Annotated in this window: 31 protein-coding genes; 11 read left to right on the top strand and 20 right to left on the bottom strand. The window is 66.5% G+C overall.

Translation table 11 applies throughout. The features are described 5' to 3' along the window. Positions 1-128 precede the first annotated feature (128 nt). From PGP17_RS04020 to PGP17_RS04030, 3 genes are all read left to right on the top strand, one after another. Entirely contained in the window at positions 129-464 is a 336-nt protein-coding gene (locus tag PGP17_RS04020; RefSeq protein ID WP_270374330.1) for a TraR/DksA family transcriptional regulator, read from the top strand. Positions 465-590: 126 nt separating this feature from the next. After that, a complete protein-coding gene (locus tag PGP17_RS04025; RefSeq protein WP_270374331.1) occupies positions 591-1442 on the top strand; it encodes an AraC family transcriptional regulator in 852 nt (283 codons plus the stop codon). Then, complete coding sequence (locus tag PGP17_RS04030) at positions 1439-2062, top strand: DUF6265 family protein (RefSeq protein ID WP_270374332.1); 624 nt, start codon at positions 1439-1441, stop codon at positions 2060-2062. The genes PGP17_RS04025 and PGP17_RS04030 overlap by 4 nt, the downstream gene beginning before the upstream one ends. Here PGP17_RS04030 and PGP17_RS04035 read toward each other — a convergent pair. The 7 genes from PGP17_RS04035 to PGP17_RS04065 form a co-directional block, all read right to left on the bottom strand. Further along, positions 2035-2655, bottom strand: a complete 621-nt coding sequence (locus PGP17_RS04035; protein WP_270374333.1) for a class I SAM-dependent methyltransferase — start codon at positions 2653-2655, stop codon at positions 2035-2037. The genes PGP17_RS04030 and PGP17_RS04035 overlap by 28 nt on opposite strands. A 20-nt stretch (positions 2656-2675) precedes the next feature. Next, positions 2676-4094 carry an NAD(P)(+) transhydrogenase (Re/Si-specific) subunit beta gene (locus PGP17_RS04040; RefSeq protein WP_270374334.1) on the bottom strand — a complete coding sequence of 473 codons (1419 nt, stop codon included), beginning with the start codon at positions 4092-4094 and terminating at the stop codon, positions 2676-2678. After that, positions 4091-4429, bottom strand: a complete 339-nt coding sequence (locus PGP17_RS04045; protein WP_135945333.1) for a proton-translocating transhydrogenase family protein — start codon at positions 4427-4429, stop codon at positions 4091-4093. The genes PGP17_RS04040 and PGP17_RS04045 overlap by 4 nt, the downstream gene beginning before the upstream one ends. A gap of 6 nt (positions 4430-4435) precedes the next feature. Next, positions 4436-4564 (bottom strand): hypothetical protein, encoded by a 129-nt coding sequence (locus tag PGP17_RS04050; protein ID WP_267902636.1) that lies wholly within the window; start codon positions 4562-4564, stop codon positions 4436-4438. 4 nt (positions 4565-4568) lie between these two features. After that, positions 4569-5693: a Re/Si-specific NAD(P)(+) transhydrogenase subunit alpha gene (locus PGP17_RS04055; RefSeq protein ID WP_442915133.1), complete on the bottom strand. Its 1125-nt coding sequence runs from the start codon at positions 5691-5693 to the stop codon at positions 4569-4571. 101 nt (positions 5694-5794) lie between these two features. Then, on the bottom strand, positions 5795-6091 hold the full coding sequence (locus tag PGP17_RS04060; protein ID WP_270374336.1) for an aa3-type cytochrome c oxidase subunit IV: 297 nt from the start codon (positions 6089-6091) through the stop codon (positions 5795-5797). Positions 6092-6199: 108 nt separating this feature from the next. After that, positions 6200-7126, bottom strand: a complete 927-nt coding sequence (locus PGP17_RS04065) for an alpha/beta fold hydrolase (RefSeq protein WP_270374337.1) — start codon at positions 7124-7126, stop codon at positions 6200-6202. Between the two features lie 265 nt (positions 7127-7391). Between PGP17_RS04065 and PGP17_RS04070 the strand changes: the two genes are divergently transcribed. Genes PGP17_RS04070 through PGP17_RS04080 form a run of 3 tightly spaced genes read left to right on the top strand, consistent with a single transcriptional unit; the run spans position 7392 to position 9480 of the window. Beyond that, on the top strand, positions 7392-8855 hold the full coding sequence (locus PGP17_RS04070; RefSeq protein ID WP_270374338.1) for a sigma-54-dependent transcriptional regulator: 1464 nt from the start codon (positions 7392-7394) through the stop codon (positions 8853-8855). Positions 8856-8892: 37 nt separating this feature from the next. Beyond that, positions 8893-9030, top strand: a complete 138-nt coding sequence (locus tag PGP17_RS04075; protein WP_270374339.1) for a hypothetical protein — start codon at positions 8893-8895, stop codon at positions 9028-9030. A 60-nt stretch (positions 9031-9090) separates the two neighbouring features. Further along, the gene (locus PGP17_RS04080; RefSeq protein ID WP_270374340.1) at positions 9091-9480 is read left to right on the top strand and encodes a VOC family protein; all 390 of its coding nucleotides are present in this window, start codon (positions 9091-9093) and stop codon (positions 9478-9480) included. 44 nt (positions 9481-9524) lie between these two features. On the opposite strand, the gene PGP17_RS04085 is transcribed toward PGP17_RS04080, so the two are convergent. The 7 genes from PGP17_RS04085 to ykgO all read right to left on the bottom strand — a co-directional run bounded on the left by PGP17_RS04085 (position 9525) and on the right by ykgO (position 13446). Then, positions 9525-10004, bottom strand: a complete 480-nt coding sequence (locus PGP17_RS04085) for an ASCH domain-containing protein (protein WP_270374341.1) — start codon at positions 10002-10004, stop codon at positions 9525-9527. Positions 10005-10008: 4 nt separating this feature from the next. Continuing rightward, positions 10009-10605: a hypothetical protein gene (locus PGP17_RS04090; RefSeq protein WP_270374342.1), complete on the bottom strand. Its 597-nt coding sequence runs from the start codon at positions 10603-10605 to the stop codon at positions 10009-10011. Positions 10606-10679: 74 nt separating this feature from the next. Further along, positions 10680-10964 carry a DUF2312 domain-containing protein gene (locus PGP17_RS04095; RefSeq protein ID WP_135945327.1) on the bottom strand — a complete coding sequence of 95 codons (285 nt, stop codon included), beginning with the start codon at positions 10962-10964 and terminating at the stop codon, positions 10680-10682. 81 nt (positions 10965-11045) lie between these two features. After that, positions 11046-12008 carry an alpha/beta fold hydrolase gene (locus PGP17_RS04100; RefSeq protein WP_270374343.1) on the bottom strand — a complete coding sequence of 321 codons (963 nt, stop codon included), beginning with the start codon at positions 12006-12008 and terminating at the stop codon, positions 11046-11048. Positions 12009-12030: 22 nt separating this feature from the next. Then, positions 12031-12630, bottom strand: a complete 600-nt coding sequence (locus PGP17_RS04105) for a tetratricopeptide repeat protein (RefSeq protein WP_270374344.1) — start codon at positions 12628-12630, stop codon at positions 12031-12033. A gap of 66 nt (positions 12631-12696) precedes the next feature. After that, positions 12697-13311 carry an HAD family hydrolase gene (locus PGP17_RS04110; RefSeq protein ID WP_270374345.1) on the bottom strand — a complete coding sequence of 205 codons (615 nt, stop codon included), beginning with the start codon at positions 13309-13311 and terminating at the stop codon, positions 12697-12699. A gap of 9 nt (positions 13312-13320) precedes the next feature. Continuing rightward, the gene (ykgO, locus tag PGP17_RS04115; RefSeq protein ID WP_135945324.1) at positions 13321-13446 is read right to left on the bottom strand and encodes a type B 50S ribosomal protein L36; all 126 of its coding nucleotides are present in this window, start codon (positions 13444-13446) and stop codon (positions 13321-13323) included. Between the two features lie 190 nt (positions 13447-13636). On the opposite strand from ykgO, the gene PGP17_RS04120 reads away from it, so the two are divergent. Further along, positions 13637-14845 (top strand): lytic murein transglycosylase, encoded by a 1209-nt coding sequence (locus tag PGP17_RS04120; RefSeq protein ID WP_270374346.1) that lies wholly within the window; start codon positions 13637-13639, stop codon positions 14843-14845. 4 nt (positions 14846-14849) lie between these two features. Here the strand turns inward: PGP17_RS04120 and PGP17_RS04125 are convergent, their stop codons facing one another. Further along, positions 14850-16145 (bottom strand): MFS transporter, encoded by a 1296-nt coding sequence (locus tag PGP17_RS04125; RefSeq protein WP_270374347.1) that lies wholly within the window; start codon positions 16143-16145, stop codon positions 14850-14852. A 212-nt stretch (positions 16146-16357) separates the two neighbouring features. Between PGP17_RS04125 and motA the strand changes: the two genes are divergently transcribed. Together motA and mnmD are read left to right on the top strand one after the other, a co-directional pair. Further along, on the top strand, positions 16358-17224 hold the full coding sequence (gene motA, locus PGP17_RS04130) for a flagellar motor stator protein MotA (protein WP_135945321.1): 867 nt from the start codon (positions 16358-16360) through the stop codon (positions 17222-17224). Between the two features lie 112 nt (positions 17225-17336). Further along, positions 17337-19256 (top strand): tRNA (5-methylaminomethyl-2-thiouridine)(34)-methyltransferase MnmD, encoded by a 1920-nt coding sequence (gene mnmD / locus PGP17_RS04135; RefSeq protein ID WP_270374348.1) that lies wholly within the window; start codon positions 17337-17339, stop codon positions 19254-19256. On the opposite strand, the gene PGP17_RS04140 is transcribed toward mnmD, so the two are convergent. Next, positions 19182-19481, bottom strand: a complete 300-nt coding sequence (locus PGP17_RS04140; protein WP_270374349.1) for a hypothetical protein — start codon at positions 19479-19481, stop codon at positions 19182-19184. The genes mnmD and PGP17_RS04140 overlap by 75 nt on opposite strands. 178 nt (positions 19482-19659) lie before the next feature. On the opposite strand from PGP17_RS04140, the gene PGP17_RS04145 reads away from it, so the two are divergent. Next, on the top strand, positions 19660-20520 hold the full coding sequence (locus PGP17_RS04145; RefSeq protein WP_135945318.1) for a WecB/TagA/CpsF family glycosyltransferase: 861 nt from the start codon (positions 19660-19662) through the stop codon (positions 20518-20520). 11 nt (positions 20521-20531) lie between these two features. Here PGP17_RS04145 and PGP17_RS04150 read toward each other — a convergent pair whose 3' ends face one another. The 4 genes from PGP17_RS04150 to argH all read right to left on the bottom strand — a co-directional run bounded on the left by PGP17_RS04150 (position 20532) and on the right by argH (position 26116). Further along, positions 20532-21848, bottom strand: coding sequence for a hypothetical protein (locus tag PGP17_RS04150; RefSeq protein ID WP_270374350.1), 1317 nt, complete (start codon positions 21846-21848; stop codon positions 20532-20534). A 98-nt stretch (positions 21849-21946) separates the two neighbouring features. Then, the gene (locus PGP17_RS04155) at positions 21947-24412 is read right to left on the bottom strand and encodes a DUF4175 domain-containing protein (protein WP_135945316.1); all 2466 of its coding nucleotides are present in this window, start codon (positions 24410-24412) and stop codon (positions 21947-21949) included. Between the two features lie 55 nt (positions 24413-24467). Continuing rightward, positions 24468-24695 (bottom strand): LPS translocon maturation chaperone LptM, encoded by a 228-nt coding sequence (lptM, locus tag PGP17_RS04160; RefSeq protein WP_188634452.1) that lies wholly within the window; start codon positions 24693-24695, stop codon positions 24468-24470. Beyond that, positions 24692-26116: an argininosuccinate lyase gene (argH, locus tag PGP17_RS04165; protein ID WP_270374351.1), complete on the bottom strand. Its 1425-nt coding sequence runs from the start codon at positions 26114-26116 to the stop codon at positions 24692-24694. The genes lptM and argH overlap by 4 nt, the downstream gene beginning before the upstream one ends. On the opposite strand from argH, the gene PGP17_RS04170 reads away from it, so the two are divergent. Next, complete coding sequence (locus PGP17_RS04170) at positions 26115-26741, top strand: TlpA family protein disulfide reductase (protein ID WP_158291288.1); 627 nt, start codon at positions 26115-26117, stop codon at positions 26739-26741. The genes argH and PGP17_RS04170 overlap by 2 nt on opposite strands. Positions 26742-26793: the final 52 nt, after the last annotated feature.

Here is a 26793-nt window from a genome sequence, read left to right on the forward strand (position 1 = left end):
GGGAGTCCTTCCTGGAGATCAGCTTGCAGCGTTTCAACCTAGTCACGCCGGGCCACGGGGCAACTGCGCCTTGCCGCTCGGATACGGCGGCCATTGGTCGCGTCCCGGCGAACTGCTAGCATGAGGGGATGGATGCAGCCGACATCGCACGACACCGCGCACGCCTCACGGCGCTGCGTGCGGACCTGATCGCCCTGTCCGAAGGGGCAGCCGAGGATCGCAAGCCGGTCGGGCTCGACCAGCAGTCGGTAGGTCGGCTCTCGCGTCAGGACAGCCTGCAGGTTCAGGCCATGGCGCGCGCCGCCGAGGCCCGCCGGGCGGGCGAAGTGCGCCGCATAGATGCGGCTATCGCTCGCCTGGATGCAGGGGAGTACGGCTACTGCGTCGAGTGCGGAGAAGAGATCGAGCACAGGCGCCTTGGTGTGGACCCCGCCGCCCCACGCTGTTCGGCGTGCGCGAGCTAACCGGCCTGGAAATGCGCGCCGGCATGAAGGGCCGTGCGGTTTCGAAATTCGCACGATCGGAAACGCACGGATTGCCGGCTGGGGTATAGTCAGGGCTTCGTTGGTCTGCCGGAGCTGTCGTCCCAAATGAAAACCGAGACCGAAGCGCGATATCGCGCCCGTGTGGACGAGGCCGTGCGCCTGTTGTCGACCCGTTTGGCCGATCCGCCGCCAGCCGATGAGCTAGCGCGTCTCGTCGGCGCCTCGCGGTATCACTTCCAGCGCCTCTATCGTGCCGCGACCGGCGAGTCGGTGCTGGAGACACTCAACCGATTGCGGGCCGTACGCGCCCTGGAATTGCTGGAGCGGTCGGTTCCGGTTACCGAGATCGCCGCAGAGGTCGGGTATGAGACGTCCCAGGCGTTCGCCCGCGCCTTTCGCGGCTGGACCGGGGCAAGCCCGAGCGAGGCGCGCGAAATCGCTGCGGATCTGAAGAGGCGCTTTGCAAGGCCCGACCGGCCGGAAGGAGCCGCCGTAGAGATTGAAATCACCCGGCTCGCGCCACTCACCCTGACGATTATCCACACGCGCCAGCCCATCGGCCCGCTCAACCCGGTCTACGAGGCGCTGTTTGCGACTGTGGCCGAGCAGAGCCGGCTTGAAGACGTGCGCGGCATATACGGCGTGCCGTTGAACGATCCGGCCTTCGATCCGGAGGGGCTGGTCGAGCACCTCGCCGCCATCGAGCTCGGCGGAGAAAAGCTTGCTGGCCATGCACAGCACGACATTGCGGGAGGGCGCGCCGTCCGGACCCGCCATACCGGTCCTTTCGAGGCTCTGCCCGGCACCGAGACCGCGCTCTATCGCCGGGTGCTGGAGGAAGGCTGGATACTCGCCGACGCACCGCCGCTGCACCATCATCTCGACGAACCCGATGACGTGCCCGCCGAGGACTTGCGGACCGATATCTATCTGACCCTCAGGGAGGATGCCTCATGAAGACCGTCTTGCTGGCCGCGTTCGCGGCACTGTCCCAGCCCGGGGAATCTCCGCGCCGGACCGAGGTCGCCGACCTGAGCTGGCGGGGCGGCTGCTGGGAAGGGGAAGGGTTTGGCGGCGCGATCAGCGAATGCTGGCTGGCCGCGTTCGCGGCACAGGCTCAGCCCGAGGAGGCGCGCGTTCGGGCCGACATCGCGGACCTGGCCTGGCTGGAGGGCTGCTGGGAAGGCGAGGGGTTTGGCGGCGCGATCAGCGAATGCTGGATGCGAGGCCCGACCGGGCGTCTGACCGGCACCTTCCAGTTACTGGAGCCGGACGGCACACAGCGTTTTTCCGAGATTCTGCTGCTGGATGTGTTCGAGGACGGACCGGCCATGCGCGTCAAACATTTCACGCCCGATTTCGTGGGCTGGGAAGACAAGGACGCCTATCTGACCTTCGTGTTGGAGGAGACGCGCGACGGCTATGGCCGGTTTCGAGGATTGACGCTGGAGCTGACCGAAGACGGCGGCCAGATCGCGACACTGATGATGCGGGATGCGGAGGGCAATCCGCGCGAGGAGCGGCTGGTCTACGAACGTCTGGCGTCCGGTCAGACCGGGACCGCGCAGCCCGAATAGTTGAAGGCGGCAAATTTCGGGCTCTTGGGCAGATAGGCGCGTTCGATCGAGGCAAGGCGGAAGCCGGCCTCTTCCAGCATCACATCGGGCTTTCGTGTGAGGTGGCACCCGCCGGCGATCGGTTTCCAGACCGGTTCGATCCGGCGTTGCCATGTCGCGATGCCGGGATCGGGTGCGGCTCCGTGTTCGGAGAAGAGGAGCTGACCGCCCGGCTTGAGCACGCGGCGCATCTGCGCCAGGGCAGCAGCCGCGTCGGGGATGGTACAAGCCGTATAGGTGAGAACCACCGTATCGACGCTGTTGTTGTCGAGGGGAATCTCTTCACCGGGCAGATCCAGCCACTCGATAGACAGCGCGCTATGTTCCACGGCCTGAGACGCCTTGCGCCGCATCCCGGCCGAGGGTTCGAGCGCGAAGAGATGATCGACCCGGGCCGGATCGTAGAAGTCGAGATTGGTGCCCGATCCGAAGCCGACTTCCAGCACGCGACCGCGGGCCGCGGGCACGACCTGGCTGCGCTTCTTCATGATCTGAGGCTGGCTGCACGTGAAGGCGATCAGGTGCGGCAGGATGTGGTTGTCGTAGAAGGACATGGGCGTGGTCCCCGCCGTCCCTAATCCATTCCCTTGACGATGCTCTCGGTCATCTTCTTCGCGTCGCCGAGCAGCATCAGCGTGTTGTCGCGGAAGAAGAGCGGGTTTTCGATGCCCGCATAGCCCGACCCCAACGAGCGCTTGACGAACATCACGGTCTTGGCCTTCCAGACCTGAAGCACGGGCATGCCGTAAATGGGCGAGGAGGGATCGTCTTCGGCTGCCGGGTTGGTCACGTCGTTAGCGCCGATCACGAAGGCCACGTCGGCCGTGGAGAATTCGCTGTTGATGTCTTCCAGCTCGAAGACCTCATCATAGGGGACGTTGGCCTCGGCCAGCAGCACGTTCATGTGACCGGGCATGCGGCCTGCCACCGGGTGAATGGCGTAGGAGACGTCGACGCCCTCCGCCTTGAGCAGCTCGCCGAGCTCCTTCAGCGCATGCTGGGCCTGGGCGACGGCCATGCCATAGCCCGGCACGATGATGACCTTGCCGGCATTCTTCATGATGAAGGCGGCATCGTCGGAGCTGCCCTGCTTGACGGTGCGGTCAATGTCCGCGCCCGCAGCCGCTTCTCCGCCATCGGCGCCGAAGCCGCCGAGGATCACCGAGACGAAGGAGCGGTTCATCCCCTTGCACATGATGTAGGACAGGATGGCGCCCGAGGAGCCGACCAGTGCGCCGGTAATGAGCAGCGCGGTGTTTTCCAGCGTGAAGCCGAGGGCGGCCGCCGCCCAGCCCGAATAGCTGTTCAGCATGGAGACCACGACCGGCATGTCGGCGCCGCCGATCGGCACGATCAGCAGGACGCCGAGGATCAGGGACAGGAAGCAGATGATCCAGAAGGCGGTCAGGGCCTGCCCGCCCGATGCGGTCAGGAAGATCACGAACACCGCAATGGCCACGCCGATGGCGAGATTGAGCCAGTGCTGGCCCTTGAAGACGATAGGCGCGCTGCGCATCAGGCCCTGCAGCTTCATGAAGGCGATGACAGAGCCGGAGAAGGTGATCGCGCCGATGGCCGCGCCAATGGACAGCTCGATCAGCGAGGCCGTGCCGAACGAATAGCGCACGCCCTCAACGACCGGGCCGGCATGGAAGGCGTGAGGTTCGTAGAGATAGGCGGCGGCCACCAGGACGGCGCAAAGACCGACCAGGGAGTGGAATCCGGCCACGAGCTGGGGCATGGCCGTCATCGGGATGCGGCGCGCGATGACCGCGCCGATGGCACCCCCGATGACAACCGCACCGCCGATCAGCGCCAGTCCGAACCCGTCCAGTTCCATCACCAGCAGGGTCGTGCCGACCGCCACCGCCATGCCGGCCATGCCGAGATAATTGCCGCGCCGGGCCGTTTCAGGGCTCGACAGGCCACGCAGGGCCAGGATGAAAAGGACCCCGGCAACGAGATAGAGAAGGGCGGCGAGATTGGCGCTCATTGACCCTCTCCTTCAGGCTTCTTGGCTGCCGGCTTTTCCTTCTTCTTGTACATCGCCAGCATACGCTGGGTGACAAGGAAGCCTCCGAAGATGTTGATGCTGGCCAGCATCACGGCGAGCGCGCCGGCATAGCGGCCAAATTGCGAGCCCGCGTCGATGGCCGCGGTACCGGCAGCCAGAAGCGCGCCGACAATGATCACCGAGGAGATCGCGTTGGTCACGCTCATCAGCGGCGTGTGCAGGGCCGGCGTAACCGACCAGACCACGTAGTAGCCGATGAAGATGGCCAGCACGAAGATGGCCAGGCGGAAGATAAACGGATCGACGGCTTCCATGAGGTCCTATCCCGGGTCGCTGGAAACGGAAGGGGGCGCGAAATCGGCGCCGCCGTCGCGGGCGATGACGACGCAGGCCGTCAGCGTAATGACGGCCAGGCTTGCCAGCACGATCTGGGCAACGCGGCGTTTCATGTCTTTAGCTTTCGTAGCTGGGATGGACGACAGACCCGTCCCGGGTCAGCGCCATGCCCTTGATGATGTCGTCGTCCCACTGCACGCCGAGTGCGCCCTCTTCGGTGCGAAGCAACGGCATGAGATTGACCAGGTTCTTGGCCAGCAGCTGGGACGCGTCCGCTCCGAGGCGCGCCGGCAGGTTTGTGAAGCCGGCAATTCGCACGCCTTTGTGCTCGACGATCTCGTCGGGCTTTGTCAGCTCGGTATTGCCGCCATTGGCCGCTGCGATGTCGATGATGACCGAGCCCGGCTTCATCGCCTCGATCATCGCCTGGGTGATCAGGCGCGGGGCCGGGCGGCCGGGGATCAGCGCGGTGGTCACCACCACGTCCTGCTTGGCGATATGGGCGGCCACCAGCTCGGCCTGCCTGGCCTTGTATTCGTCGCTCATTTCCTTGGCGTAGCCGCCCGCGGTCTCGGCAGCCTTGAACTCCTCGTCCTCGACCGCGACGAATTTCGCGCCGAGCGAGGCGACCTGTTCCTTGGCGGCAGGACGCACATCGGTTGCCGTCACGATCGCGCCGAGCCGGCGCGCGGTGGCAATGGCCTGCAGCCCGGCGACACCGGCACCCATCACGAAAGCCTTGGCCGCCGCAATCGTGCCGGCCGCCGTCATCATCATCGGAAAGGCGCGACCGTACAGATAGGCCGCTTCGATCACCGCGCGATACCCGGCGAGGTTGGACTGGGACGACAGGGCATCGATGGACTGGGCGCGGGTGATGCGCGGCGTGAACTCAAGCGCGAGCGCGTTCACCCCGGCCTTCGCACACGTCTCCGCGAACTCCTTGTCGCCATGGGGCTCCAGCAGGCCGGCGAGAACCGCCTTGGCGGGCACACGCTCAAGCGTCTCCGCGTCCGGGCGCCGCACGCAGAGCACGACTTCGCCATCGGACAGGATTGCATCGCGTGCGCTGACAGTCGCGCCCGCGGCCTCGTAGGCGCTGTCGGGAAAGTGAGCCAGTGCGCCGGCACCGGTTTCCACGGCGATGCTCGCCCCGGATTTGATCAGGGTCTTGACCGTGTCCGGCGTGGCGGCAACCCGGGTTTCACCCGGGCGGCTTTCTTTGAGAACGGCAATACGCATCAACACGTCCATGTCTGGGCCGAAAGACCGATTTCGGGCCAGCATGGGATATTTCGCCAGAGGCGAAAAGGGTTAATTCGTCCGTATTGCGAAAGACCGGATCAGGCGCCGAAGAGTGCGACGATCAGGAAGCCTGCGATGATCGTGATCACGCCCAGAATGGCGACCGTCATCCAGTAGGCGGTACCCTGCTTGAGCAGTACACCGATCACGCCGCCGACCACGGCGGTGATCAGGAAGGCGGTGAGCCAGCCAAGATCGGTGCCGAAGACCATCGACAGGAACATGACGACCAGCCCGAGCACGGCGGCCGCGTAAACGCTGACGTTGATGAAGCCGTCAAACGTGTGCTTCTGTTCGGCAACGTTCATCTCACCGCGGTGGTAATCTTCAGCCATGGCTCACTCCGTCGGTCTGGGCGCAGTGCGGGGTCACATGTCTTCCACCCGCACCGGAAACTTCAAATCGAGAGGCGGATTATCACGACCGCGCGGGCTCGCCAAGATTTATGCGCTGCCCGCCCAGCTGGCCAGAAGCGTCTCGATCATGGCGGCCACAGCCAGCGGCTGGTCGAGAATCAGATGGTGTTTTGCTTCGCCGATCGTGATGAAGGGCGAGTCTTCAAAGACCCCGCGCATGAAGTCCCAGGTTTCCGCCTGCATCAGGCTGGACTGGGCGCCGCGGACGAAGGCGAGCGGGCATTTTGCCCCCTTCGCGGACTCTTCGGGATCGCGCGCCTCATATTCCAGCTTGGCCCAGAGATCGGGGTCGAACAGCCAAGTATAGCCGCCCTCGATCTCTTTCAGTGATCCCCGCGCAATGTGGTCGACCAGCCAGACCGGCTCGCACTCCTGTTCGGGCAGCAGGCGGAACCGGGCCAGGGCGGCAGGAAGGTCCTTGTAGGTGCGCCCGCCCCGGCGCGGCGGCGATTCGGTGCGCTGGCTCGGGCGCGGCCGGATCGGGGAATCCAGGATCACGCCGGCGCGCAGCCTCTCGCCCAGATCGCCGGCCGCCTTCAGCGTCACGAAGCCGCCGAAGGAATGGCCGACCATCATCGGCTTGCCGGCGTCGAACGCGCCCCCAGCCTCGCCGGCGGCGATCATGTCACACGCGTGCTCGCCCATCGTATAGGTCTCACGCCAGCCGGACTCGCCCATCCCTGCGAGGTCGGGCGCGACCACGCGGTAACCGGCCCTGGCGATGAAGGGGGCGATCGCGTCCCACCAGCCCTTGTGTGCCGTGCCGCCATGGATGAGCAGCACGCTGGGCTGACCGCGCTCGCCCCATGCTTTCCACGCCAGAACCGTGTCCGCACGTGAGGCCTGCCCGGTCTCGACCGGCGCCTCCAGGGCGCGCGCGAACCAGTCCGGTGCCTGGGGTTTCTTGCCGTCAAACGGGATGAGGGGAGGGGGCAGGCGGTCGTCTTTGGCCATGACTGACTTCAGGGTCCTGAAAGAAAAATTGCGTCAAATGGGTAGGCCGAGCTTGCCGCCCGGTCAATCAAGTGCCTGGACTCGTTGGGGCAAGAGATTGTTTACCCTAACGAAATCTAACCCGCGTCTACACGCCAATTTTACCCATGGTGTCTCATAACGGTGCGCATGGATGGGGCGGCCGTCCTGTCCGGGCCACGCGGAAGACCGCGGGCCGGATACCAGGGGACGGCACGCCGATAACGACCGAAAAGGCGTGGGTGAGATGGCTAAAACAGTACTCGTCGTCGACGATGATCCGACCCAGCGCCGCCTGATTCAGGCGGTTCTGGAAAAACAGGGTCATCATCCGGAAATGGCCGAAAGCGGCGAAGCCGCAGTCGACCGGGTCAAGCGCGGGGGCATCGACGTGGTCCTGCTCGACCTGGTGATGCCGGGCATGGACGGGATGGAAACACTTGAAGTGCTCAAGGCCCGCGAGCCGGACCTGCCCGTCATCGTGCTGACCGCCCATGGCGGGATCGAGACCGTGGTCAAGGCGATGCGCGGCGGGGCCTGCGATTTCTTCGTCAAGCCGGCCAGCCCGGAACGCATCGCCGTGTCGATCCGTAACGCCTTCAAGGTCCGCGACCTGACCGGCGAGGTGACCCGGTTGAAGAAGACCAATTCCGGTCAGCTCGGCTTTAAAGACATGGTCGCGGATGCTCCGGCCATGCGCCAGGTCGTGCGGCTGGGCGAGCGCGCCGCGAAGTCCAACATTCCCATTCTCGTCACCGGACAGAGCGGGGTCGGCAAGGAGCTGGTCGCGCGCTCGATCATGGCTGCGTCGGACCGCGCCGGACGCCCCTTCGTGGCCGTCAATTGCGGGGCCATCCCCGAGAATCTGGTGGAATCGGTCCTCTTCGGGCACGAGAAAGGCGCCTTTACCGGTGCCGTCGCCAAGCATCTGGGCAAGTTCCAGGAGGCCGATGGCGGCACGCTCTTCCTTGACGAGATCGGCGAGCTTCCGCTCGACATGCAGGTCAAGCTGCTGCGCGCCCTGCAGGAGGGCGAGGTCGACCCGGTCGGCGGCAAGCGCCCGGTCAAGGTCGATGTGCGCATCATCTCGGCCACCAATCGCGACCTTGCCGAGCAGGTCAAATCGGGCGAGTTCCGCGAAGACCTGTTCTACCGGCTCAATGTCTTCCCGATCGAGGTGCCGAGCCTGCGCGAGCGCACCGAGGACATTCCCGCGCTGGTGCGCCACTTCATCGCGCGCTTCAACGCGCAGGAGGGCAAGGCGGTGCTCGATGCCAGCTCGGAGACAATGGACATGCTCTCCAACTATGAGTGGAAGGGCAATGTGCGCCAGCTCGAGAACGCAATCTTCCGGGCGGTCGTGCTGAGCGACGGCGACTACCTCACCCCGGCCGATTTCCCGCAAATCTCCGGCATGGCCCCGACGCTGAACAAGACTCCTGCGGCCGTCACGGGCGAGGCGGCTGCGGTTCCCGATGCGCCGGCCGAGATCGAGACGGACGAGGACGAGCTGAGCGTCAATATCTTCGACGATGGCGGGCATGTGCGTCCGCTGGAGATGATCGAACGCGACCTGATCGCCTTTGCCATCGAAACCTATTCGGGCCGCATGGCCGAGGTTGCCCGGCGCCTGGGCGTGGGCCGCTCTACGCTCTATCGCAAGGTGCGCGAATACGATCTCGACGTGGACAATTTCCGCGAAGCGGGGTGATCGATCCCGGCTGGACGTCCGGCACGGCGTCCAGATTTTGAGCCAAAACTTCATCGCGGTTCAGGCGTTCAGCCTGGGCCGCGATTTGCTGTCGGATGCGGGCAAGGACCGGCTCCAGGCCTTCCCGGCCGGACCGGCGCGCGAAACTCTGCGACAAGGCATGGACCTGGTCTGATCCTGAGTGACAATGCGCTCGCCATATCGCTAATCTCCCCCATTATGTAAGGAGGCCTGAATGTTCAATCACGTCATGGTCGGCTCGAACGATATCGAGCGGTCCAAGCGCTTCTACGACGCCGTTCTGGGTGTGCTGGGCGCTGGCGAGCCTGTTCGCAATGAAGCCCCGACCGGCCATATCCGGTTGTTCTACATCCACGATGGAAACGCGTTCTGCGTCAGCGAGCCGATTGACGGGCAAGGCGCGACCGCCGGCAATGGCAGCACGATCGGCTTCAAGTGCCAGTCCTTCGAGCAGGTCAAGGAATTTCACGACGTCGCGGTCGCCCATGGCGGCAAGTCCATCGAGGACCCGCCCGGCCTGCGTCAGAGCTCGCTGGGGGCGATCAATCTCGCCTATGTGCGCGATCCGGACGGCAACAAGCTCTGCGCCATCCATCGCCCTTAAGAGGATTTCAGGGGAGGCGGGCGAGAGCCCGCCTCCCGTCTACTCTATTCCGGCTGACCGGGCGCCCAAACCAGCTCGAAGCGTTCGCACACGACCTCAAGATCGTCTGAATATTCAAACCCCTCACGCTCGGCTTCGCGCTGCCAGTATTTGCGGTGCTCGGTGATCCAGTACTCGTAAGACCGGTCGCCCTCGCCTTCATCCCAGGCAAATTGCGCATCGACCTGACGGATCGGCATGACATCGACTTGCAGCGTGCGGATGACGCAGGCCGGATCTCCGCGCCCGTCCTTGATCAGCCATAGCATGCCCGGTTCGGGCAGGCCGTCCGGATCGGTCTCGAACCAGCGCGCGAGTGTCACCGTCGCCTGCTTGGTGCGATTGAGCACCAGCGCCAGCAATTCGTCGTTCATCTCGGGGCTGTCGCCAAACCGGTCCACGCCGCTCGGAAGCGCCGGATTGCCGGTCGCCGTCTGGAAGCGGATCCAGAAGGCGCGATCCTGTGCCGACAGCTCACCTGTCACGTATTCAAGCCTTGCCGCCCTCGATCACCCGGAAGGGGCTGCGCGAGGCAGACGCGGCGCCAGGTTCGCGCTCCTGCGCCTGGCTTTTCTGCGGGACGATTTGAGATTCGGTATCGACCAGGTGCGGCGTGAAGCCTTTCCGCACCGCGCCGCTCTGACGCAAGGTCTCGACAGGATCGGGGGTCTCGGGCGCCGCGGCGTCGCCGGGCAGATCGTCGTGAATATCGCGGCCTGACGCGCGCTGGGGCGTCCTGGCTCTGAAGCCGGATCCGTTCGACCTGAAGCTCGAGCGCGCGCCGAACCCGGCCTTAGCCTTGCCCTTTGCCTTCTTCTCGATTTCCTTGAGCTTCATTTCCTGAAGCCGCGAGAGCGGTTCGTCGAGCGCGCCCTTTTCCGGGTCGGCGAAGGCGGAGCCGAACTCGTTCAGACGCTGTTCGACCGAGGCCACGAACTCGGCTTCCCAGTCCGACAATTCCCGGCGCGCGGCCTCGGCGGCTTCGGCGTCGCCAGACGTCTCGATGGCGCGCTCTGCCGCGGCCTTGGCCCGGCGGATGCGGTTGAGCACCTTGCGCTTTTTACGTTCGTCGACGTCGCGGGTCATGAGCAGTCAGCCGGGCTCACATCAGGATGACGTTCCCACTGTGTTCCAGTCCCGGCCGATTGTAAAGGTTCGCGCTAGAGGTCGCCCAGGGCCCCCAGGTAGAGCTCGAGCAGGGCTTCCTGCTCGGCGCGCTCGTTGCTGTCCTGCTTGCGCAGGGAGATCACCTTGCGAAGGACCTTGGTGTCATAGCCGTTGGCCTTGGCTTCGGCATAGACTTCCTTGATGTCGTCGGCGAGGGCCTTCTTCTCTTCTTCCAGACGCTCGATCCGCGCAATAATGGATTTGAGCTGATCGCGCGCGACCGCACCGATCGCATCGGACTGGTCTACGGATTCGTTCGACTGGGTATCGGCCACCATGAAAACGGCTCCTTGGAAGAATGAAGGGCTAGCGAGGGCGCGTATCATAACCCGTCAGCCCGGCCGGGGCATACGGGGTTGTCAGCGATTTTCTGCACTGCCTGCAGAGACGCGGTCGACCGCAGCGCGCACGCGGTCCGGACGATGGTGGTGCAGGTTGTGACCCGCGCCGTCGATGAGTTCGAGTTCCGCGTCCGGCATTGTCTCGGCGAGCCGCCCGGCGTGGCCCTGGGTGGAGACCACGGTGTCTTCAGGGCCGGCCAGAATGACGGTCGGCACGGTGATCGTGTCGTAGCGTGTTTCCTGATCGGCCAGGTGGGTGTTCACATGCGCCATGTCGTAGGCGTTTGCTTTCCAGACCGGGGCGCGAAGGATGAGGGGCAAATGGGTGCGCTCGACATAGTTTTCCGGCACGGGCTCGGGCGCGAAGGCTTGCCGCGCGCCGTCCGCGACCTGACCGCGCCCATAGGTCGGGACGATCACGCGCGTGATAAGCGTTCCGATGAGCGGCCAGTGGGTCGCCTTGTTGTAGAAGGCCGCATCGCCGACCCAGGCCCGGGCGGCGGGGGCGACCAGAACGAGGCCCGTCACCCGGTCGGGGTGATCCATCGCCAGGCGCAACGCGATCGCGCCGCCCCAGGAATGGCCGAGAACGGGCGTTTGCGCGACGCCCTGACTTTCCAGAAACTGTGCGATCAGGGCGGCTTCGCGCTGCGGCGACCAGGCGACATTGTCCGGGCGTTCGCTCCAGCCCAGGCCCGGCCGGTCGAGCCAGTAGACGCGATAGTCCGAGAGGACCCCTTCCAGCGCCATTTGCGGCTCGTTCAGATTGCTCGAGGCGCCGTGAAGGACCAGCAGCGGCGCGGCGTCCTCAGGTCCGGTGACCTTGAAGTGAAGCCTCGTCCCGTCGACCGAGACGAAATGGCCCTGCGGCGGGTAATCGCTGGCCACATCCCGCGCCGCGGCGCTGCCTGCGAACAGGCCCGCAAGGAGAAGGGCGGCCGGCACAAGGCCAAGCAGGACAAACAACACGCTTCGGATCATGACGGGCCTGGCTCCGGCTGAATTAAAGGGCGCGCCCTGAAAGCTGGCGCTCGACGCGCGCAAGTCCAGCCCGGGCCGCAGGCATGAGCGGGTAGATCCGCAACGCTTCTTCGTACGCGGCCTGGGCTGCGGGCCAGGCTTCGGCCTGCTCCAGCGCCCGTCCGAGCAGCGCGTAGGCATCGAAGCGGCGCGGCTCGAGCGCGATGGCGCGCTCCACCGCCTCCAGCGCGAAGGGCCAGTCGCCCTGGCTGGCGGCAATCTGGGCCGAGGCCAGCCACGCATCCGCGAAGTCCGGCTCCAGCCGGCGCAGATGCGTGAATTGCCGCGATGCGGTGGTCAGGTCACCGGCTTCGCGCGCTTCCTGGCCGCGCGCCAGAAGCAGGTTGGCGGTCGCGCCCCCCGACTGGCGCCACATCGAGCGGATTTCCTCTGCGATCGGTTCGGCGGCCTGCTCGGTCGCTGCCGTGCGCAGATCTTCCAGCCGTCGGTCCAGACGCGCGTCTGGCCGCTCCCGGTCCCGGCCCTCGGACAGGTCGAGCTCGTCCTGCACGCGGGTGGACGACGCCGCGTCGCCAGGAAGCGCCGGCGATTGGACCAGAAGGAGTGTGGCAAGCCAGATCATGACCTGGAAGGTAACCCGTGTCAGTGCGCGTGCAAGCGCCGGAAAGGGGAGCGGCTGCTGCCGGGCTCAGACCTTCACCGGCACGCCGTAATCGGCCAGTGCCCGGCGCAGTTCAGCCTCACCGGTAAAGACATGGCCGAGAAAGCCGGCGCGGTGCGCTGCCTCGATATTCTCCGCCCGGTCATCGACGAACAGCACCTCGCCTGCGGCGAACGGCACGCGTTGCTTCGTGATCTCATAGATCCGCGGATCGGGCTTGATGACGCCTTCCTCGCCCGAGACGACCGTATCGGCGAGCGCGTCCAGAAACGGATACATGCGCTGGAGCGGGGCCCATTTCTCGGCGGGAAGGTTGGACAGGCCATACTGGGGATAGCCTGCGGCGGCGAGCTCGGCGACGAGCCTGTCCATCGTTTCGACCGGGCCGTCGAACATCTCGTCCCAGCGCGCCTCCCACGCTTCGATGAGCGCGGCCTTGTCCGGATGCGCGGCGATCAGCGATTGCCGGTTGCGGGCCATCGGCACGCCGGAATCGTGGCGTGAATGCCACGCCATCGTGCAAACGCCGCCGAGGAAGTCATCCACGGCGGCGTCTGAAGGCAATAGCTTGCTGTAGAGCCGGCGCGGATTCCAGTCGACCAGGGTATTGCCCAGATCCCAGAGAATCGCGCGTGGCGCCACGGCGGCCGGTTAGCCCGCGCGAGCCTTGAAGCGCGGGTCGCGCTTGTTGATCACGTAGACGCGGCCACGGCGGCGCACCACCTGGCAATCGCGGTGGCGGTTCTTCAGCGAGCGAAGCGAGCTGCGGACTTTCATCTCATACACCGTCGGGTTCGGGGGCCACGGTCAACACGTGCGGGCCCGTGAAATTCGAGCCGCGGGAAGTACACGCGCCTCCGGTCCAAGTCAACACTGGCCATGCGCTCTTCAAGCTTGCCATCGCTTTGCCTTACAGTTGCGCCAGCCTCACCGGCCCGGTTCGCGACGCGTTCAACGAAAGGATACCATGATCCGCTCCGCTGCGATTGCCCTTATCTGTCTTGGCTCCGGCCTGACTGCCCCCGCTCTTGCCCAGGAGGGCCCGTTCGAGGACTGGAAACGTGATTTCCAGACCCGGCTGGCCGAGCGCGGCACCGGTCCGGCCCTCATCGCGTCCATGCTGGACGGGGTGGAGCCGGACATGCGCATCATCGAGCGCGACCGTACCCAGCCCGAATATGTCCGCCCGGTCTGGGAGTATATCGAGGGGGCGGCCTCCCCGGCCCGTGTGGCCAATGGCGAGGCGGCCCAGAGCGCCCATGGCGGCACGCTGGACGGAATCGAGGCGCGCTTCGGCGTCGACCCCGACATCCTGACCGCCATCTGGGGTCTGGAAAGCGCATATGGCGAGATCCAGGGCAATGAGGATATTGTGCGCGCGCTCGCAACGCTGGCCTGGGAAGGCCGCCGCCGCGCTTTCGCCGAAGGACAGCTCTTCGCCGTCGCCGACATGCTGGCTTCCGGCCGGGCCGAGCGCGGTGAATTGAAGGGCAGCTGGGCCGGCGCGATGGGCCAGACCCAGTTCATTCCGACCACCTACATGGAGACGGCGGTCGACTATGACGGCGACGGCCATATCGACATCTGGGACAATGAGGGCGATGCGCTGGGTTCCGCGGCCAATCTGCTGCTGCGCGAAGGCTGGCGGACCGGCGAGCCCGTGGTGGCGGAAGTGGTCTTGCCGGACGATTTCGACTACGCGAGCTGGAATGAGCGCGCCTCGCGCCCCGTCGCCGAGTGGGGCCTGACCGGCATCACCCGTGCCGGCGGGGGCGAGTGGGACACCGGGGATCTTTATCTGGATGCGCGCCTGGTCATTCCGGCCGGCGATGGCGGCCCCGCCTTTCTGGCGTTCGAGAATTTCGACGCGATCATGGGCTATAACAACTCGACCTCCTACGCGCTGGGCGTGAGCTATCTGGCCAAGGCGCTGGCGGGCGGTCCCTCAATCCTGGGAAGCTGGCCGCAGGACAATCCACCCATCACGCACAGCCAGACGCGGGAGCTTCAGACCCGGCTGACCGAGCTTGGCTACGACACGCAGGGCGTGGACGGGCGGGTCGGGCCGAATACGCGTGCCGCGATCCGCGCCTTCCAGGCCGATCAGGGCATGGCCCCGGACGGCTATCCGGGCCGGCGCGTCTACGATGCGGTGATGGCGGCGGCAAACCGCTGACAGATTATACCGGGCTGGGCCGGTCGGGATCGTCGCCCTCGACCGGCGAGACGGCAGCCCGGATGCGCGGGTGCAGGGCTGCCACCAGAACGGCGGCGACGGCCAGCGCGACATTGAGCCGGAACGGCGTGGCCGGCCCGAAGACCTGGTAGAGCCAGAGGCCGGTGACCGGCGCGATCAGAAAGCCGACGCCCGCGGTCGCGGTTGTCAGGCCGGCGGCGCGGCCCTGCTCGGCCGGGCTGACGGCCAGGCTCGCCCCGCCGGTAAAGCCTGAGCGCGACAGGCCGAAGCCGAAACTGGTCAGAAGGAAGCCGAACACGATCGTGCCGTAGGAGCTGGCGATGACCAGCTCCAGATTGCCGACGAGACAGAGCACGCTCCCGGCAATCATCAGCGTGCGCGGGCTCATCTTGAAATACGGAATAACCACCAGCTGGGCCAGGATGATTGCCGTGGCGCCGCCCGTTAGCGCGACGCCGGCGAGTTGCAGCCCGGACTGAGGGTCCTCGCCCAGCCGGTCCATCACATAGAAGGCCAGGGCCTGCAGGCTGCCGGCCTGGGCCAGCCATGCGGCCGCGCCGTAGACCATGAAGGCGGTCAGGCGCGGATCGCCCGCAAACCGGAATTGGATCAGCGGGTTGATCGCGCGCCGCTGTTCCTTGGGCGGTGTGCGTTCGGGCAGGGTCAGACGCACGGCCAGTGCCGCGAACGCGACGATCACGGCCACCGCGACCATGAAGGGAACGATGCCGATGCGGTCGGCGAACGCAGCCGCCAGCGCCGGCCCGATGGCGCCGCCGATCCCGAACGCGCTGGTCAGCCCGGCCAGGGCCGCGGTGCGTTCGGCCGGCAGGGTCCGGTCGGCGACATAGGCCTGGGCAGACGGGTTGGTGGCCGAGCCTAGAGCGCCGAACAGGGTGCGCGCCAGTGCCATGGCCACGATTGCGGCCAGTGGCGGCAGCCAGCCGGCCTGACCGGCAAATGCGCCTGCGGCGAAGACGAGTGTGGACACCGAAAACGCCGACAGGCCGAACACGATCATGGGCCGCCGCCCGTAGCGGTCCGAGAGGGCGCCCCAGACCGGGCTCATGGTCAGGAACATCAGCGCCGACAGGGTGTAGATCGCCCCGACCCAGACCTCGGCCACCTCCAGATCGCGGGCCAACGGCGGCAGGATGGCGAACAGCATGGAATTGCCGACCCCGGTCGCGACGAGGCAGAGGAAAAGCAGCCGGAAGGCGCGGCGGCGCACGTCGGGGCTGGACGGATTGGAGGGGTCGTAGGGGCTGGGCGCAGGCATGATCTCAGCCAATACGCCCCGCCGCACGCCGCGTCCAGCGCGGCTCCTGACCTTGGTGAGGGTAAACGCCGGCCTAACCGCGCGCAAACCTGACTTTAAGCATCGCTGTGTACGGTCTGTCCCGAAATCGGACGAACCTGGACGCGAAAGAGCCGGAATACCGGACAGGCGGCAGGTTCAACGTTGATCCGGTCAAACGGGATGGTGGGATTATGTTTCAGATCATCGGCATTCTTGTCGTGTTTATCATGGTGTTCGGCGGCTTCATGCTGGCCGGGGGCCATTTCGACATCATCATCAAGGCTTTGCCCTTCGAGTTCATGATGATTGGCGGCGCGGCGATCGGCGCCTTCCTCATTGGTAATTCCGGCAAGACGGTGATGAAGACGCTGGGGGATTTCGGCAAGCTGATCTCCGGGCCGAAATGGAAGGCGAGCGATTACCGCGATCTGCTCTCGCTGCTCTTCCTGCTGACCAAGACGATGAAGACCAAGGGTGTCATCGCGCTGGAAAGCCATATCGAGAAGCCGCAGGAGAGTGCCATCTTCTCGCGCTATCCCAAGATCATGAAGGATCATTTCGCGGTCGACTTCATCTGCGACACGCTACGCATGATGACGATGAACCTGGAGGATCCCCACCAGGTCGAGGACGCGATGGAAAAGCAGCTTGAAAAGCACCATCACGAGGCGTCCGGCCCCGCTCACGCGCTGCAGAACATGGCCGACGCCCTCCCGGCGCTGGGCATCGTGGCGGCGGTGCTGGGCATCATCAAGACCATGGGCGCGATCGACCAGCCTCCCGTCATCCTGGGCGCGAAGATCGGCTCGGCCCTGGTCGGCACCTTCCTGGGCGTGTTCCTGGCCTATGGTCTCGTCGGCCCGTTCGCGTCGCGCCTGAAGGGCGTCTACGACGAGGAAGCGATCTTCTATCACATCATCCAGAACGTGCTTGTCGCGCACCTGCATGGCAATGCGGCCCAGATTTCGGTCGAAATCGGCCGCGGCAATGTCCCCAGCGCCTTCCAGCCGAGCTTCCTGGAGCTGGAAGAAGCCTTGAGCGCCGCACCGGCCGAATAAGGTCCGCGCTTCGTAAGCTCCTGCCTCTCAAAAACCCCGGCGCGGTCGCGCCGGGGTTTTTCGTGCGGGGCGCGGCTTGATTTTCGCGCCTGTCCGGATCACTCCAGCGCCCATGAACGGCAGCACACTCTTCCTCGCCAGTCCCGAACTCGACTGGAGCCCGGACGGCCCGCGGGCCCGGCAGGTCGAGGATGTCTATTTCTCTGTCGAGGACGGGCTGGAGGAAGCGCGCGCCGTCTTCCTGGCCGGCTGCAGCTTGCCGGACGGATTTGCCGGGCGCGAGCGCTACACGATTGCCGAGATGGGCTTCGGGACGGGGCTGAACTTCCTTGCCGCCTGGGATATGTTCCGGCGCACGGCACCCGCCGGGTCGCGCCTCCATTTCGTGACGCTGGAAGGATATCCGCTGCGTGCCGAGGATGCCGCGCGGGCGCTCGCCCCGTTCGGCTCGCTGGCTGAACTGCGCGATGCGCTGATCGCCGCCTGGCCCTCGCCGCGGAAGGGCGCGCACCGGCGCATCTTCGATCAGGGCCGCGTAACGCTGACCGTGTTTCAGGACGACGCGCTCAGCGCACTGGAAAATATGGAGCTGACGGCCGACGCCTGGTTCCTCGATGGCTTCGCTCCGGCCAAGAACCCCGACATGTGGTCGCCGGCGGTCTGTGCAGAGATCGCCCGCCTGTCGCGGCCGGGCACGCGAGCGGCCACCTTCACTGTGGCCGGGGCAGTCCGGCGCGGATTGGCGGCAGCCGGCTTTGCCGTCTCCAAAGTGCCCGGCTACGGGCGCAAGCGCGAGCGGCTTGAAGCCGTGTTCGAAGGGAAGGCCGCGGTCGGCACCCCGTCCCGGGCCGCCCTGCCGCGTCTGGCGCAGGATGAGGGGCCGATCGCCATCGTCGGTGGTGGGATCGCGGCGGCGAGTCTCGTCCATGCCCTGCGGCTGCGGGGCCGCACGGCGCAAGTCTTCGCCGAGGACGGGCTTTGCGCCGGGGCCTCGGGGGCGCCGCGCGGCCTGTTGAGCCCGCGGCTGGAGGCTGCTGACCGCCCTCATGTGCGCGCGACGCTCGCCGCCTTCGAATATGCCCGCGCGCTCTATGGTCCGCAGCCGGGCTTCACGGCCTCCGGCCTCCTGCGCGCCGCCACCGATGACGCTGAAACGGCCCGCCTGTCCCGCCTCGCGCAGATGCTGGGTTCCGGCTACGAGGCGGTGTCGGAGAATGATGCCGCGTCGCTTACCGGACTGGACGCCGACACGGCCGGAAGGCTGCATGGCTTGTGGATCGAGGATGCTGGTCATTTCGATCCGGCAGGTCTGGTCCACGCCCTGTTCGGCGAGCAGGGCGTGCAGGCACGCCGCGTCGACACGCTGGAACGCGCCGGCGACGCCTGGATCCTGCGCGATCGTGCCGGGGCTGTGCTGAGCGAAGCCTCGACGGTTGTCCTGGCTCCCGGCGCGGGATTGTCCGCGTTCGAGGCGGCGGCCCGTGTAAGCGTGGAACACACGGCCGGCCGTATCGCGCTTTTTCCTGCCGCGGAACGCGTCCCGTCCGCGCCGATTGCCTGGGGCCATTATGCCGCGCCGCTCGAAGGTCCGGGGCTGCTGGTGGGCGCGACCCATCTTCGAGGGAGCGACAGCGGAGATCCACTCGAGGCGTGCGAAGCGCTGGCGGAGGGCCTGGCCGAGCACCTGCCGGAAATCGCCAGCACGCTGGGTCAAGGTCAGTCCGGCTGGGGCGGGGTCAGGGCCGCGTTCGCTGACCGGCTGCCGGCTACCGGCGGTGTCCCCGGTTCCCGCTTCGATGATATCCTCTTAGACCATGCCAAGGGCGGCCCCCTGCCCGAGGGACGGACGCAATGTCTGCAGCCTGGATTGGCCGTTCTGGGCGGGTTCGGTGCCCGCGGCTTTGCCCATGCGCCGCTGCTCGCCGAGGCGCTGGCCAGCGATCTGTGCGGCGATCCGTCACCGCTCGAACTGGCTGGGCGGCAGACTTTGCACCCGGCGCGCTTCGCCCTGCGGGGGCTGCGCCGCAAATAGGCCGGTCAGCCGCGCACGCACCGCAAAACTCGGGCACCCGTCCTGCCAGCACCGAGTATCGGGCGACAGAGCGAACATGGATTCCCGTCCGGCAAACTCGAGCCGGATCGTTCCGGTCTGAATCTCGACCCAGGCGCTCGAGCGTGGCGGGCCGCCGGCCCCCAGAACGGCCAGCAACACCACTGCAACGCCGGCAATGGCAATCATCGTGATCCGCGTGGACATGACCCGTACTCCCCAAAGCTCGCTGGTTCAGGTCAGATGCACGTCCGGCCTTGTGCGGATGCACCCTGCCTGCGAGCGGCACCCGGGACGCGGCTTGCGGGCCCGCGCGCAGGTGCATCCGGCACGCAGCTTGCGGGTAGGACGCTATCGTTAGACCACATGCAGCGAAACGGGACTCATGACCGCTCAGTTTCCAACACCGCCGACCTCCTTGACCGATACGCCCGGGCGCAGGACCGGCCGGGACGATCGTCGTGTGCACAATCGCCATGTCTGGTTTCTCAATTCCGCCTTCGACCGGATCGGCTTTGACACCGCGCTTCGCCGTGTCAGCGAACGTGACGCCGGGCGGGGCTTTGCCTTCGTCGTGACGCCCAATGTCGATCATCTGGTCCGGCTCAGCCGCGACCCGGTCCTCGCCCCGCTCTACGCACAGGCCTGGCTGACCGTGTGCGACAGCCGGGTGCTCGAACTCATCGCGGGTCTGTCAGGCGAAGCGGTCGATGTGACGCCGGGATCCGATCTGACAGAGGCGCTGTTCGAACAGGTCATCTCGCCGGACGATGCTATCACGGTGATCGGCGGCGACGAGGAGACGGTGAACCGGGTCCGGGAGCGGTACGCCCTGACCGCGCTGAACTGGTATAATCCTCCAATGGGCCTGCGTCACAAGCCGGACGAGATCGCGCGCTGCGCGCAGTTCGTCGCGCGCAACCCGGCCCGCTTCGTATTTCTGTGCGTCGGGTCGCCGCAGCAGGAGATGATTGCCGAAGCCTGCCTCGACCGGGGCGATTGCACCGGGGTCGGACTGTGCGTCGGCGCATCGCTCGACTTTCTGTCAGGCAAGGCACGCCGCGCGCCGGTCTGGATGCGCCGGCTTCGCCTGGAATGGCTGCACCGTCTCAGCGAGGAGCCGCGTCGGCTGTGGAAGCGCTATCTGGTCGACGGACCCAAGATCGCTTTCATCTGGTGGGAATGGCGCCGGGCGCGCGCCAAGCTGCGCCGGTTCGAACGCGAGCTGGAAGAGCGGCTCTTCTAGACGGTTCAAGCCTAGCGCCAGTCCACGTTGAACTGGGCTTCCAGCGCCGTGACCGCGCCGTCGTCGCGTGGGACATAGCCGTTCTGGTCAAAGCGGATCGTATAGCGGCAGGCCGGTGTGCGGGATTCCCCGACGGCCAAAAAGGGTGTGCCGAATTCGATCAGCCCGTTGCGCCGCCAGACCCTGTCGAGATCGAGATCGTGCACCGGCAGGCCCTCCTGCATCGCCCGCATGCGCGCTCCCGGGCTTGCGTAATCGAGCCGGAGCGCACCCGCATTCATGCGCGCCTCAAACAGATGGGCCGGGCCGCCGCCCGCGCCGACCTGCCAGCAATCGGGCAGGGGATGGTGCGCCGGGTAGCGCGCAAGCTCCAGCCCGGCTTCGCCGAGGAGCCTTGCCAGCGCGTCCAGCCGGTCGCGCGACAGCGCGATGGCCCGGTCCAGCTGCGCAATCTCGCGCGGCGGCGCGTCTTCCTCGACCAGGCGGGCCCGTTCGCGCTGATAGTCGTAGTAGTAGGCGAGCTCGCCCCGGTATTCGCGATTGAGGACGGCGGCATCCTCCCTCAACCTGTCCTGCGCGCCGGAGCCGTATCCGCCCAGCCCCCAGCGGTCCAGGGGCATCCCGCCGCTCCACATCGCGTATCCGGCAAGGGCCAGGACCGCTACGCCGATCAGCCAGACTGCAACGACAACCCCGATCCAGCGCCTCCAGCCGCGGGCGGACCGTGTCTCCCTGGAGGGCTCGGCCGCTGACGGTTCGGCGGGACATCTGCCGAAGCTGACGGCCTCAAAGAAGACGTCGTGGACCTCCTCCATGGGCGGGAAGGCGCGCTCATAGGCGCACCATTCGGAAAACTCCAGCGTGCCGGTTGCCGGGTTGGGTCTCTGCATGCGCCAGATCGCGAAATGTGTATGAAGCGGTGCGCCGTGAAACGCGCGCAGGAAGGCGTGGCGCATGCCCTCGTTGATGTCCGGCGCGTCGCTCCCATCCTTGAAGAATATATAGCAATCCACCCGCATCGGGCGGTCGCTCAGTCCGGAAAAGCGCGCCCGGCTCTGCGCGGCGAGCCGGTTTTCCTCGCCTTCATTGAGGGCGGGGGGCTCCTGGGCGGCCGTTTTGCCTTTCAGCACTTGAGCGCGAGATGTCTGGTACGTGCACGCCCGCAGATAATCGAGGCCGACCTGCCAGGACAGGGCCAGCGCATTGGGATGGGCGGTATAGGCGATTTCCCGCGGGCAACACGCATCGCTGTCCTCGCGCGCTCGCCGTTCTGCGGTGCGCGCGATGGTCTGGCCTAGACTCTCGAAATGTTGCAACCGGTCCGCCATCACCCCTCGCCATGGCAGGGAGTCAGACTTTTAAGACCCCGCGTTAACCATGTACCCGAAGGAGGTAACGCGAGTCACGCGCGAGTGATCCCATTTTTTTAGAAACGCTCGAGCAGTCTCTCGATATAGTCGAGTTCTTCGCGCGAACGTCCCTGCTCAGCGGCACGTCTGCGCAGCTCTTCGAGAATCTGGCGCGCCCGCTGGCGCTCGGATTCGCTCGGCACATCGGCATCGCCTGCGCCTTGGCCGCCGGACTGACGTCCGAGCGGATCGTTCTGCTGTTGACCGCCTTCTTCCGCCAGCAAGGTCTCGGCGAGATCTCCGGCCGCCTCCCTCAAGGCCTCGACCGCCTCGTTCTGCGCCTCCAGGGCAGCTTCAGCATCGCCCTCTTCGAGCGCCTGACCGGCCTCCTCCATGGCTTCCCCCGCACGAGCGAGCGCTTCATCGCCGTCTTCACCTGGCGTCATGGCGCCAAGCTCACCGAGGCGTTCGGCCAGGGCGCGCTGGCGCTGCGAGAGGTCGTCGCCTTCCCCGGTGCTTCCAGACTCGTCTTCACCCGGCTCGGGGGCGCCGGATCCCTCGCGGGACTCCTCGAAAGTTTCATCCATCAGCTCACGCTGCTCGCCCAGCGCATCGCCGAGCTCGCCGAGCGCTTCGCGCAGGGCCTGAGCCAGGGGGCTGTCGCCCTGGCCCTCGCCCCCGCCAGCGAGGTTCATCTGAAGATTGCGAAGAAGCTCCTGCAACTGGGCCAGAGCGCGGCGCGCGCCTTCGGTATCGCCGAGTTCGGTGGCCTCGCGCAGCGCGTCGAGCAGCTCCTGCAGCATGTCGGCATTGAGCGTATCCATGCCCGCGCTGCCCTGGCTGCCGGCCATCTCGCCATTTTCCATCGCCTCGCGGGCGAGCGCCGCCATGTAATTCTGCATCGCGCGCTCATAGGCATCGAACAGGGCGCTCATTTCAGTCGCGTCCGCACCGCGTGCCATCGCATCGTTCAGCGCCTGCTGGGCGGCATCCAGCGCCTGCCGGGCATCGGCCAGCGTGCCAAGTTCTGCGCGCAGGGCGATCTGCCACAAATCCTCGTCCAGATGGGTGAGGCCCTCGGCGCCTCGTGCCCGGTGGACTTCATGCAAGGCGGTCCGAAGCCCCATGAAGACGATCGGATCGTCGAAATAGCGCGCTGGTGCGTCGCTCAGCGCATCGAGTGCCCGGGCCAGACGCAGGACTCCTTGCGGCGCACGCTCGATCCGCAGCGCCGGCTCGTCGTCGAGGAAAATGGCCCGGTCCCGGGTTGCCCGATCGAAGACCGGCTCGGGCTCGCCCGGCTCAAGCGCCTCGTATTCGCGCCCGGAGCCGAGGAAATCACGGCGTTCGGCCGCCACCGCCTGGGCCAGGGGGTCGAGAAAGACGCGTGCCGGCAGCGTCATCTCGTACGCGGTGCTCCGACCGGTCTGACCGGCACCGTCCGTTCCGGCAATCCGGATCGCCACCCGGCGTCCGGACAGGGGATGGCGTGCCACGTCGATCCGCGCGGTGAAACGGTCCTCCTCGCCGGTCGGAGCGACGGCGCCGGGGGAGATTTCGATGGATTGCCACGCCTCCGGGGCGATAGTCCCGCCGCGTTCCTCGGCTTCGGCGGCCACTTCCAGAGCATGGCGTTCCACGCCGTAGTCGTCGCGCGCCACGAATTCGAGTTGAAGGACACCTTCGGCGTCGCTTTCCGGTTCTGCGGCCAGTGTGATGTGCGGCACGGTATCGGGCTGCACTGTGAGGGAGAGGCGCTCGGCAAGCGGGCCGGTCCGGACGATCACGTCGCCGCTTTGCTCGATCGGGGCACGGACCTGCCAGACCCTGTCGTCGATGCGCTCGATTCCGGCCTCGGCGCCGGAGACATGCGGACGGCGCGCGCTGCCGGCGAGGCGGGCTGCCAGCACGCTCCCTTCGGGTATCACGGCGCTGCGGCGGTTACGAAGGTAGAGGGTGGGCTCGCCGGTATAGTCGGGGGGCTCGATCCAGAGGTCGGCAACGGGCTGGCCGGCGCCACCAGAGAGGGGACGCAGGGCAAAAGCATCGACGACACGGTAGCGCGCCAGGTCGCCGGCCAGGAACGCTCCCGCGGCGAGCACCAGGATCAGGCTGATGCGCAGGCCGTACGGGTCGAGCCGGGCCCAGGCCGCGTGCGGGCGACGCGCACGGACGCCTTGGAGCCGCGCTGCCATCCGGGCGCGATGCGCTTGCCAGAGGGCCGGGTTGCCCGTGGCCGGATGGTCCTCGAGCGCTTCGAATTCGCGATGGCTCAGGCCACTATCTGCCTCGACCCGGCGCTGGGCGTCGCGGCGGCCTGGCCAGGAAAATCCACGCAGGCTGCGCCGCGCAAGCAGCGCGCAGGCGATCAAGATGGCAAGGGCTGCAAGCACACGCCACGGATCGCCGAAACGTTCGAAAACGCCGAACAGGGCAAGCGCGAGATAGACGCCGAGTCCGGCCAGCGGCCAGACCAGAACCGGCGCGGCGCGCTCCCACGCCAGCGCAAGCCAGGCCAGAGTGACGGGGCGGCGAGCGATCATGGCATCAGCCTAACGCGGCGGGCGGTGGTTCGCATCGTGCGGGAGCAGAGCCGCCTCAGCGGCCCGGCTCGTCCAGACGATCGAGATCGCGCAGAAGCTCGTCCTCGCGCTCTTCCGGGCTCGACATATCGTCATCCGCCGCATCGGTCTCGCCGGATTGCGCGTCATCCATCTGCTCGCCGGGGCCCCAGAGCGGCGCCGGGCGGTCGAGATCGCCGCGGATGCCGCAGGCCGAGAGGGCGAGGGCAGCTGGCCCGGCCAGAAGGAGGAGAAGGGCTTTCATGATGTCTGCTCCGCGTTGAGGCGCTCGGTCCAGAGCGCGACCTGTTCGCGTACGCGCACCGGGCTGGTGCCGCCATAGCTCGTCCGGCTTTCCATGGAGGCACGGGCCGAGAGCACGTCGAAGACATCGGCGCGGATGCGCGGTTCGATGGTCTGCATGTCCTCAAGGGCGAGTCCGGCCAGCGGGACGCCGCGGCCCTCGGCCATCTTCACGATGGAGCCGGACACGTGGTGCGCGTCGCGGAAGGGCAGTTCCAGCTCGCGCACCAGCCAGTCGGCCAGGTCGGTCGCGTCCGAATAGGCCTCCCCGGCCGCTTGTTCCAGCGCGTCGCGGTCGAAGCTGAGGTCGCCGGCCATGCCGGCCATGGCGGCCAGCGCGAGATCGAGATCGTCGAATGCGGTGAAGACCAGCGCCTTGTCTTCCTGCAAGTCTTTCGAGTAGGCGAGCGGCAGGCCCTTGCAGACGAGGATCAGGCCCTGCAGCGCGCCGGCAATGCGGCCCGGCTTGGCGCGGACCAGCTCGGCCGCGTCCGGATTGCGCTTCTGCGGCATGATCGAAGAGCCGGTGGAATAGGCATCGCTGAGCCGGGCGAAACCGAAGCGGCGCGAACTCCACAACACGATTTCTTCCGCGAACCGCGACAGATTCACCGCCGTGATCGTCGCCGCGCTGAGCGCTTCCAGCGCGAAGTCGCGCGAGGAAACTGCGTCGAGCGAATTGGCCATCGGGCGGTCGAAGCCGAGGGCCTGGGCCGTCGCGTCGCGGTCAATGGCAAAGGCGGTCCCGGCCAGCGCCGCGGCGCCCAGCGGGCTTTCATTGAGGCGTTTGCGCGTGTCTTCAAAGCGGCCGATATCGCGCTCGGCGGCCTCCACCCAGCACAGCAGATGATGGCCCAGGCTGACCGGCTGGGCCGTCTGCAAATGGGTGAAGCCGGGCATGACCCAGTCGGCATGGGCGTCGGCCTGGGCGACAAGGCCTTGCTGATAGGCGCGAAGCCCGGCAATGGCGCGGTCGCAGGCAGAGCGCAGCCAGAGCCGGAAATCGGTGGCGACCTGGTCGTTGCGCGAGCGCGCGGTGTGAAGCCGGCCGGCTGCCGCGCCGATCTTCTCGCGCAGCGCCGCCTCGATATTCATGTGCACGTCCTCGAGCGCGGCCTTCCACTCGAAGCGGTCCGCGCGGATATCCTCGCGCACGGCTTTCAGGCCTGCGGCGATCTGCTCATGGTCGGCGCTTGAAATGATGCCGCAAGCAGACAACATCGCAGCATGAGCCAGCGATCCGGCTATGTCTTCCTCGGCCATCCTCTGGTCGATGTGGACGGAGGTGTTGATCGCTTCCATGACGGAAGAGGGGCCGGACGCGAAACGTCCGCCCCACATATCGCGTCCCGAAGCCGGGCGGTTTGAATTGGATCCGGTCATGACCGCGATCCTTAAAGGTGAGGCAGAGAAAGTCCAGATGCACAATTGGACGCCGCTCAGATGGGCATTGACCCTTCTTCCGCTGATCGGCTTCGCCGCCGTGATCTACATGCTGTTTTCTGCGGCCGGCAGCCGCCCGTCTGGCCTACTGGACAGCTATGCGCGCGGGACGATGAGCGGCTTCGTGGCCATAGACGATGCGCCCTCCCAGTCGCTGAACACGCTGACCACGCCGTCCGGCGAGACGCTGACGCTGGCCGACAAGCGGGGCCGGATCCTGCTGGTCAATTACTGGGCGACCTGGTGCGCGCCCTGCGTGGTTGAAATGCCCCAGCTCAACGCCCTGCAGGCGCGCTACGGCTCGGACGATTTCGAAGTGGTCACCATCTCGATGGACCAGCGCATGGACGTGGCCGAAGAGTTCTTCGCGCAGAATGGTCTGGATGCGCTCACCCTCTATCATGGCTTCGACCTCGGCGCGGTCCAGCGCCTGGGCGCACGCGGGCTGCCCGTGACCGTGCTCTACGACCGCCACGGCGTGGAGCTGGGCCGGGTCCAGGGCGAGGCCGACTGGGATAGTCCCGAGGCCCATGCCCTGATCGAGGCGGCCATCGAGCGCTATTGAACGGGCTGGTGAGAATTCAGGCCGGAAAGCGGGGGCTCGCCTCCTACTATTA

Origin of the sequence: Marinicauda sp. Alg238-R41, assembly GCF_947331485.1 — a bacterium.
GTDB classification, from domain to species: Bacteria; Pseudomonadota; Alphaproteobacteria; order Caulobacterales; family Maricaulaceae; genus Marinicauda; species Marinicauda pacifica.

Coding starts and splice junctions, on each gene's coding strand:
- PGP17_RS04020 (WP_270374330.1), top strand. CDS start 129: ATGGATGCAGCCGACATCGCACGACACCGCGCACGCCTCACGGCGCTG.
- PGP17_RS04025 (WP_270374331.1), top strand. CDS start 591: ATGAAAACCGAGACCGAAGCGCGATATCGCGCCCGTGTGGACGAGGCC.
- PGP17_RS04030 (WP_270374332.1), top strand. CDS start 1,439: ATGAAGACCGTCTTGCTGGCCGCGTTCGCGGCACTGTCCCAGCCCGGG.
- PGP17_RS04035 (WP_270374333.1), bottom strand. CDS start 2,655: ATGTCCTTCTACGACAACCACATCCTGCCGCACCTGATCGCCTTCACG.
- PGP17_RS04040 (WP_270374334.1), bottom strand. CDS start 4,094: ATGAGCGCCAATCTCGCCGCCCTTCTCTATCTCGTTGCCGGGGTCCTT.
- PGP17_RS04045 (WP_135945333.1), bottom strand. CDS start 4,429: ATGGAAGCCGTCGATCCGTTTATCTTCCGCCTGGCCATCTTCGTGCTG.
- PGP17_RS04050 (WP_267902636.1), bottom strand. CDS start 4,564: ATGAAACGCCGCGTTGCCCAGATCGTGCTGGCAAGCCTGGCCGTCATT.
- PGP17_RS04055 (WP_442915133.1), bottom strand. CDS start 5,693: ATGCGTATTGCCGTTCTCAAAGAAAGCCGCCCGGGTGAAACCCGGGTT.
- PGP17_RS04060 (WP_270374336.1), bottom strand. CDS start 6,091: ATGGCTGAAGATTACCACCGCGGTGAGATGAACGTTGCCGAACAGAAG.
- PGP17_RS04065 (WP_270374337.1), bottom strand. CDS start 7,126: ATGGCCAAAGACGACCGCCTGCCCCCTCCCCTCATCCCGTTTGACGGC.
- PGP17_RS04070 (WP_270374338.1), top strand. CDS start 7,392: ATGGCTAAAACAGTACTCGTCGTCGACGATGATCCGACCCAGCGCCGC.
- PGP17_RS04080 (WP_270374340.1), top strand. CDS start 9,091: ATGTTCAATCACGTCATGGTCGGCTCGAACGATATCGAGCGGTCCAAG.
- PGP17_RS04090 (WP_270374342.1), bottom strand. CDS start 10,605: ATGACCCGCGACGTCGACGAACGTAAAAAGCGCAAGGTGCTCAACCGC.
- PGP17_RS04095 (WP_135945327.1), bottom strand. CDS start 10,964: ATGGTGGCCGATACCCAGTCGAACGAATCCGTAGACCAGTCCGATGCG.
- PGP17_RS04100 (WP_270374343.1), bottom strand. CDS start 12,008: ATGATCCGAAGCGTGTTGTTTGTCCTGCTTGGCCTTGTGCCGGCCGCC.
- PGP17_RS04105 (WP_270374344.1), bottom strand. CDS start 12,630: ATGATCTGGCTTGCCACACTCCTTCTGGTCCAATCGCCGGCGCTTCCT.
- ykgO (WP_135945324.1), bottom strand. CDS start 13,446: ATGAAAGTCCGCAGCTCGCTTCGCTCGCTGAAGAACCGCCACCGCGAT.
- PGP17_RS04120 (WP_270374346.1), top strand. CDS start 13,637: ATGATCCGCTCCGCTGCGATTGCCCTTATCTGTCTTGGCTCCGGCCTG.
- PGP17_RS04125 (WP_270374347.1), bottom strand. CDS start 16,145: ATGCCTGCGCCCAGCCCCTACGACCCCTCCAATCCGTCCAGCCCCGAC.
- motA (WP_135945321.1), top strand. CDS start 16,358: ATGTTTCAGATCATCGGCATTCTTGTCGTGTTTATCATGGTGTTCGGC.
- mnmD (WP_270374348.1), top strand. CDS start 17,337: ATGAACGGCAGCACACTCTTCCTCGCCAGTCCCGAACTCGACTGGAGC.
- PGP17_RS04140 (WP_270374349.1), bottom strand. CDS start 19,481: ATGTCCACGCGGATCACGATGATTGCCATTGCCGGCGTTGCAGTGGTG.
- PGP17_RS04145 (WP_135945318.1), top strand. CDS start 19,660: ATGACCGCTCAGTTTCCAACACCGCCGACCTCCTTGACCGATACGCCC.
- PGP17_RS04150 (WP_270374350.1), bottom strand. CDS start 21,848: ATGGCGGACCGGTTGCAACATTTCGAGAGTCTAGGCCAGACCATCGCG.
- PGP17_RS04155 (WP_135945316.1), bottom strand. CDS start 24,412: ATGATCGCTCGCCGCCCCGTCACTCTGGCCTGGCTTGCGCTGGCGTGG.
- lptM (WP_188634452.1), bottom strand. CDS start 24,695: ATGAAAGCCCTTCTCCTCCTTCTGGCCGGGCCAGCTGCCCTCGCCCTC.
- PGP17_RS04170 (WP_158291288.1), top strand. CDS start 26,115: ATGACCGCGATCCTTAAAGGTGAGGCAGAGAAAGTCCAGATGCACAAT.
- argH (WP_270374351.1), bottom strand. CDS start 26,116: ATGACCGGATCCAATTCAAACCGCCCGGCTTCGGGACGCGATATGTGG.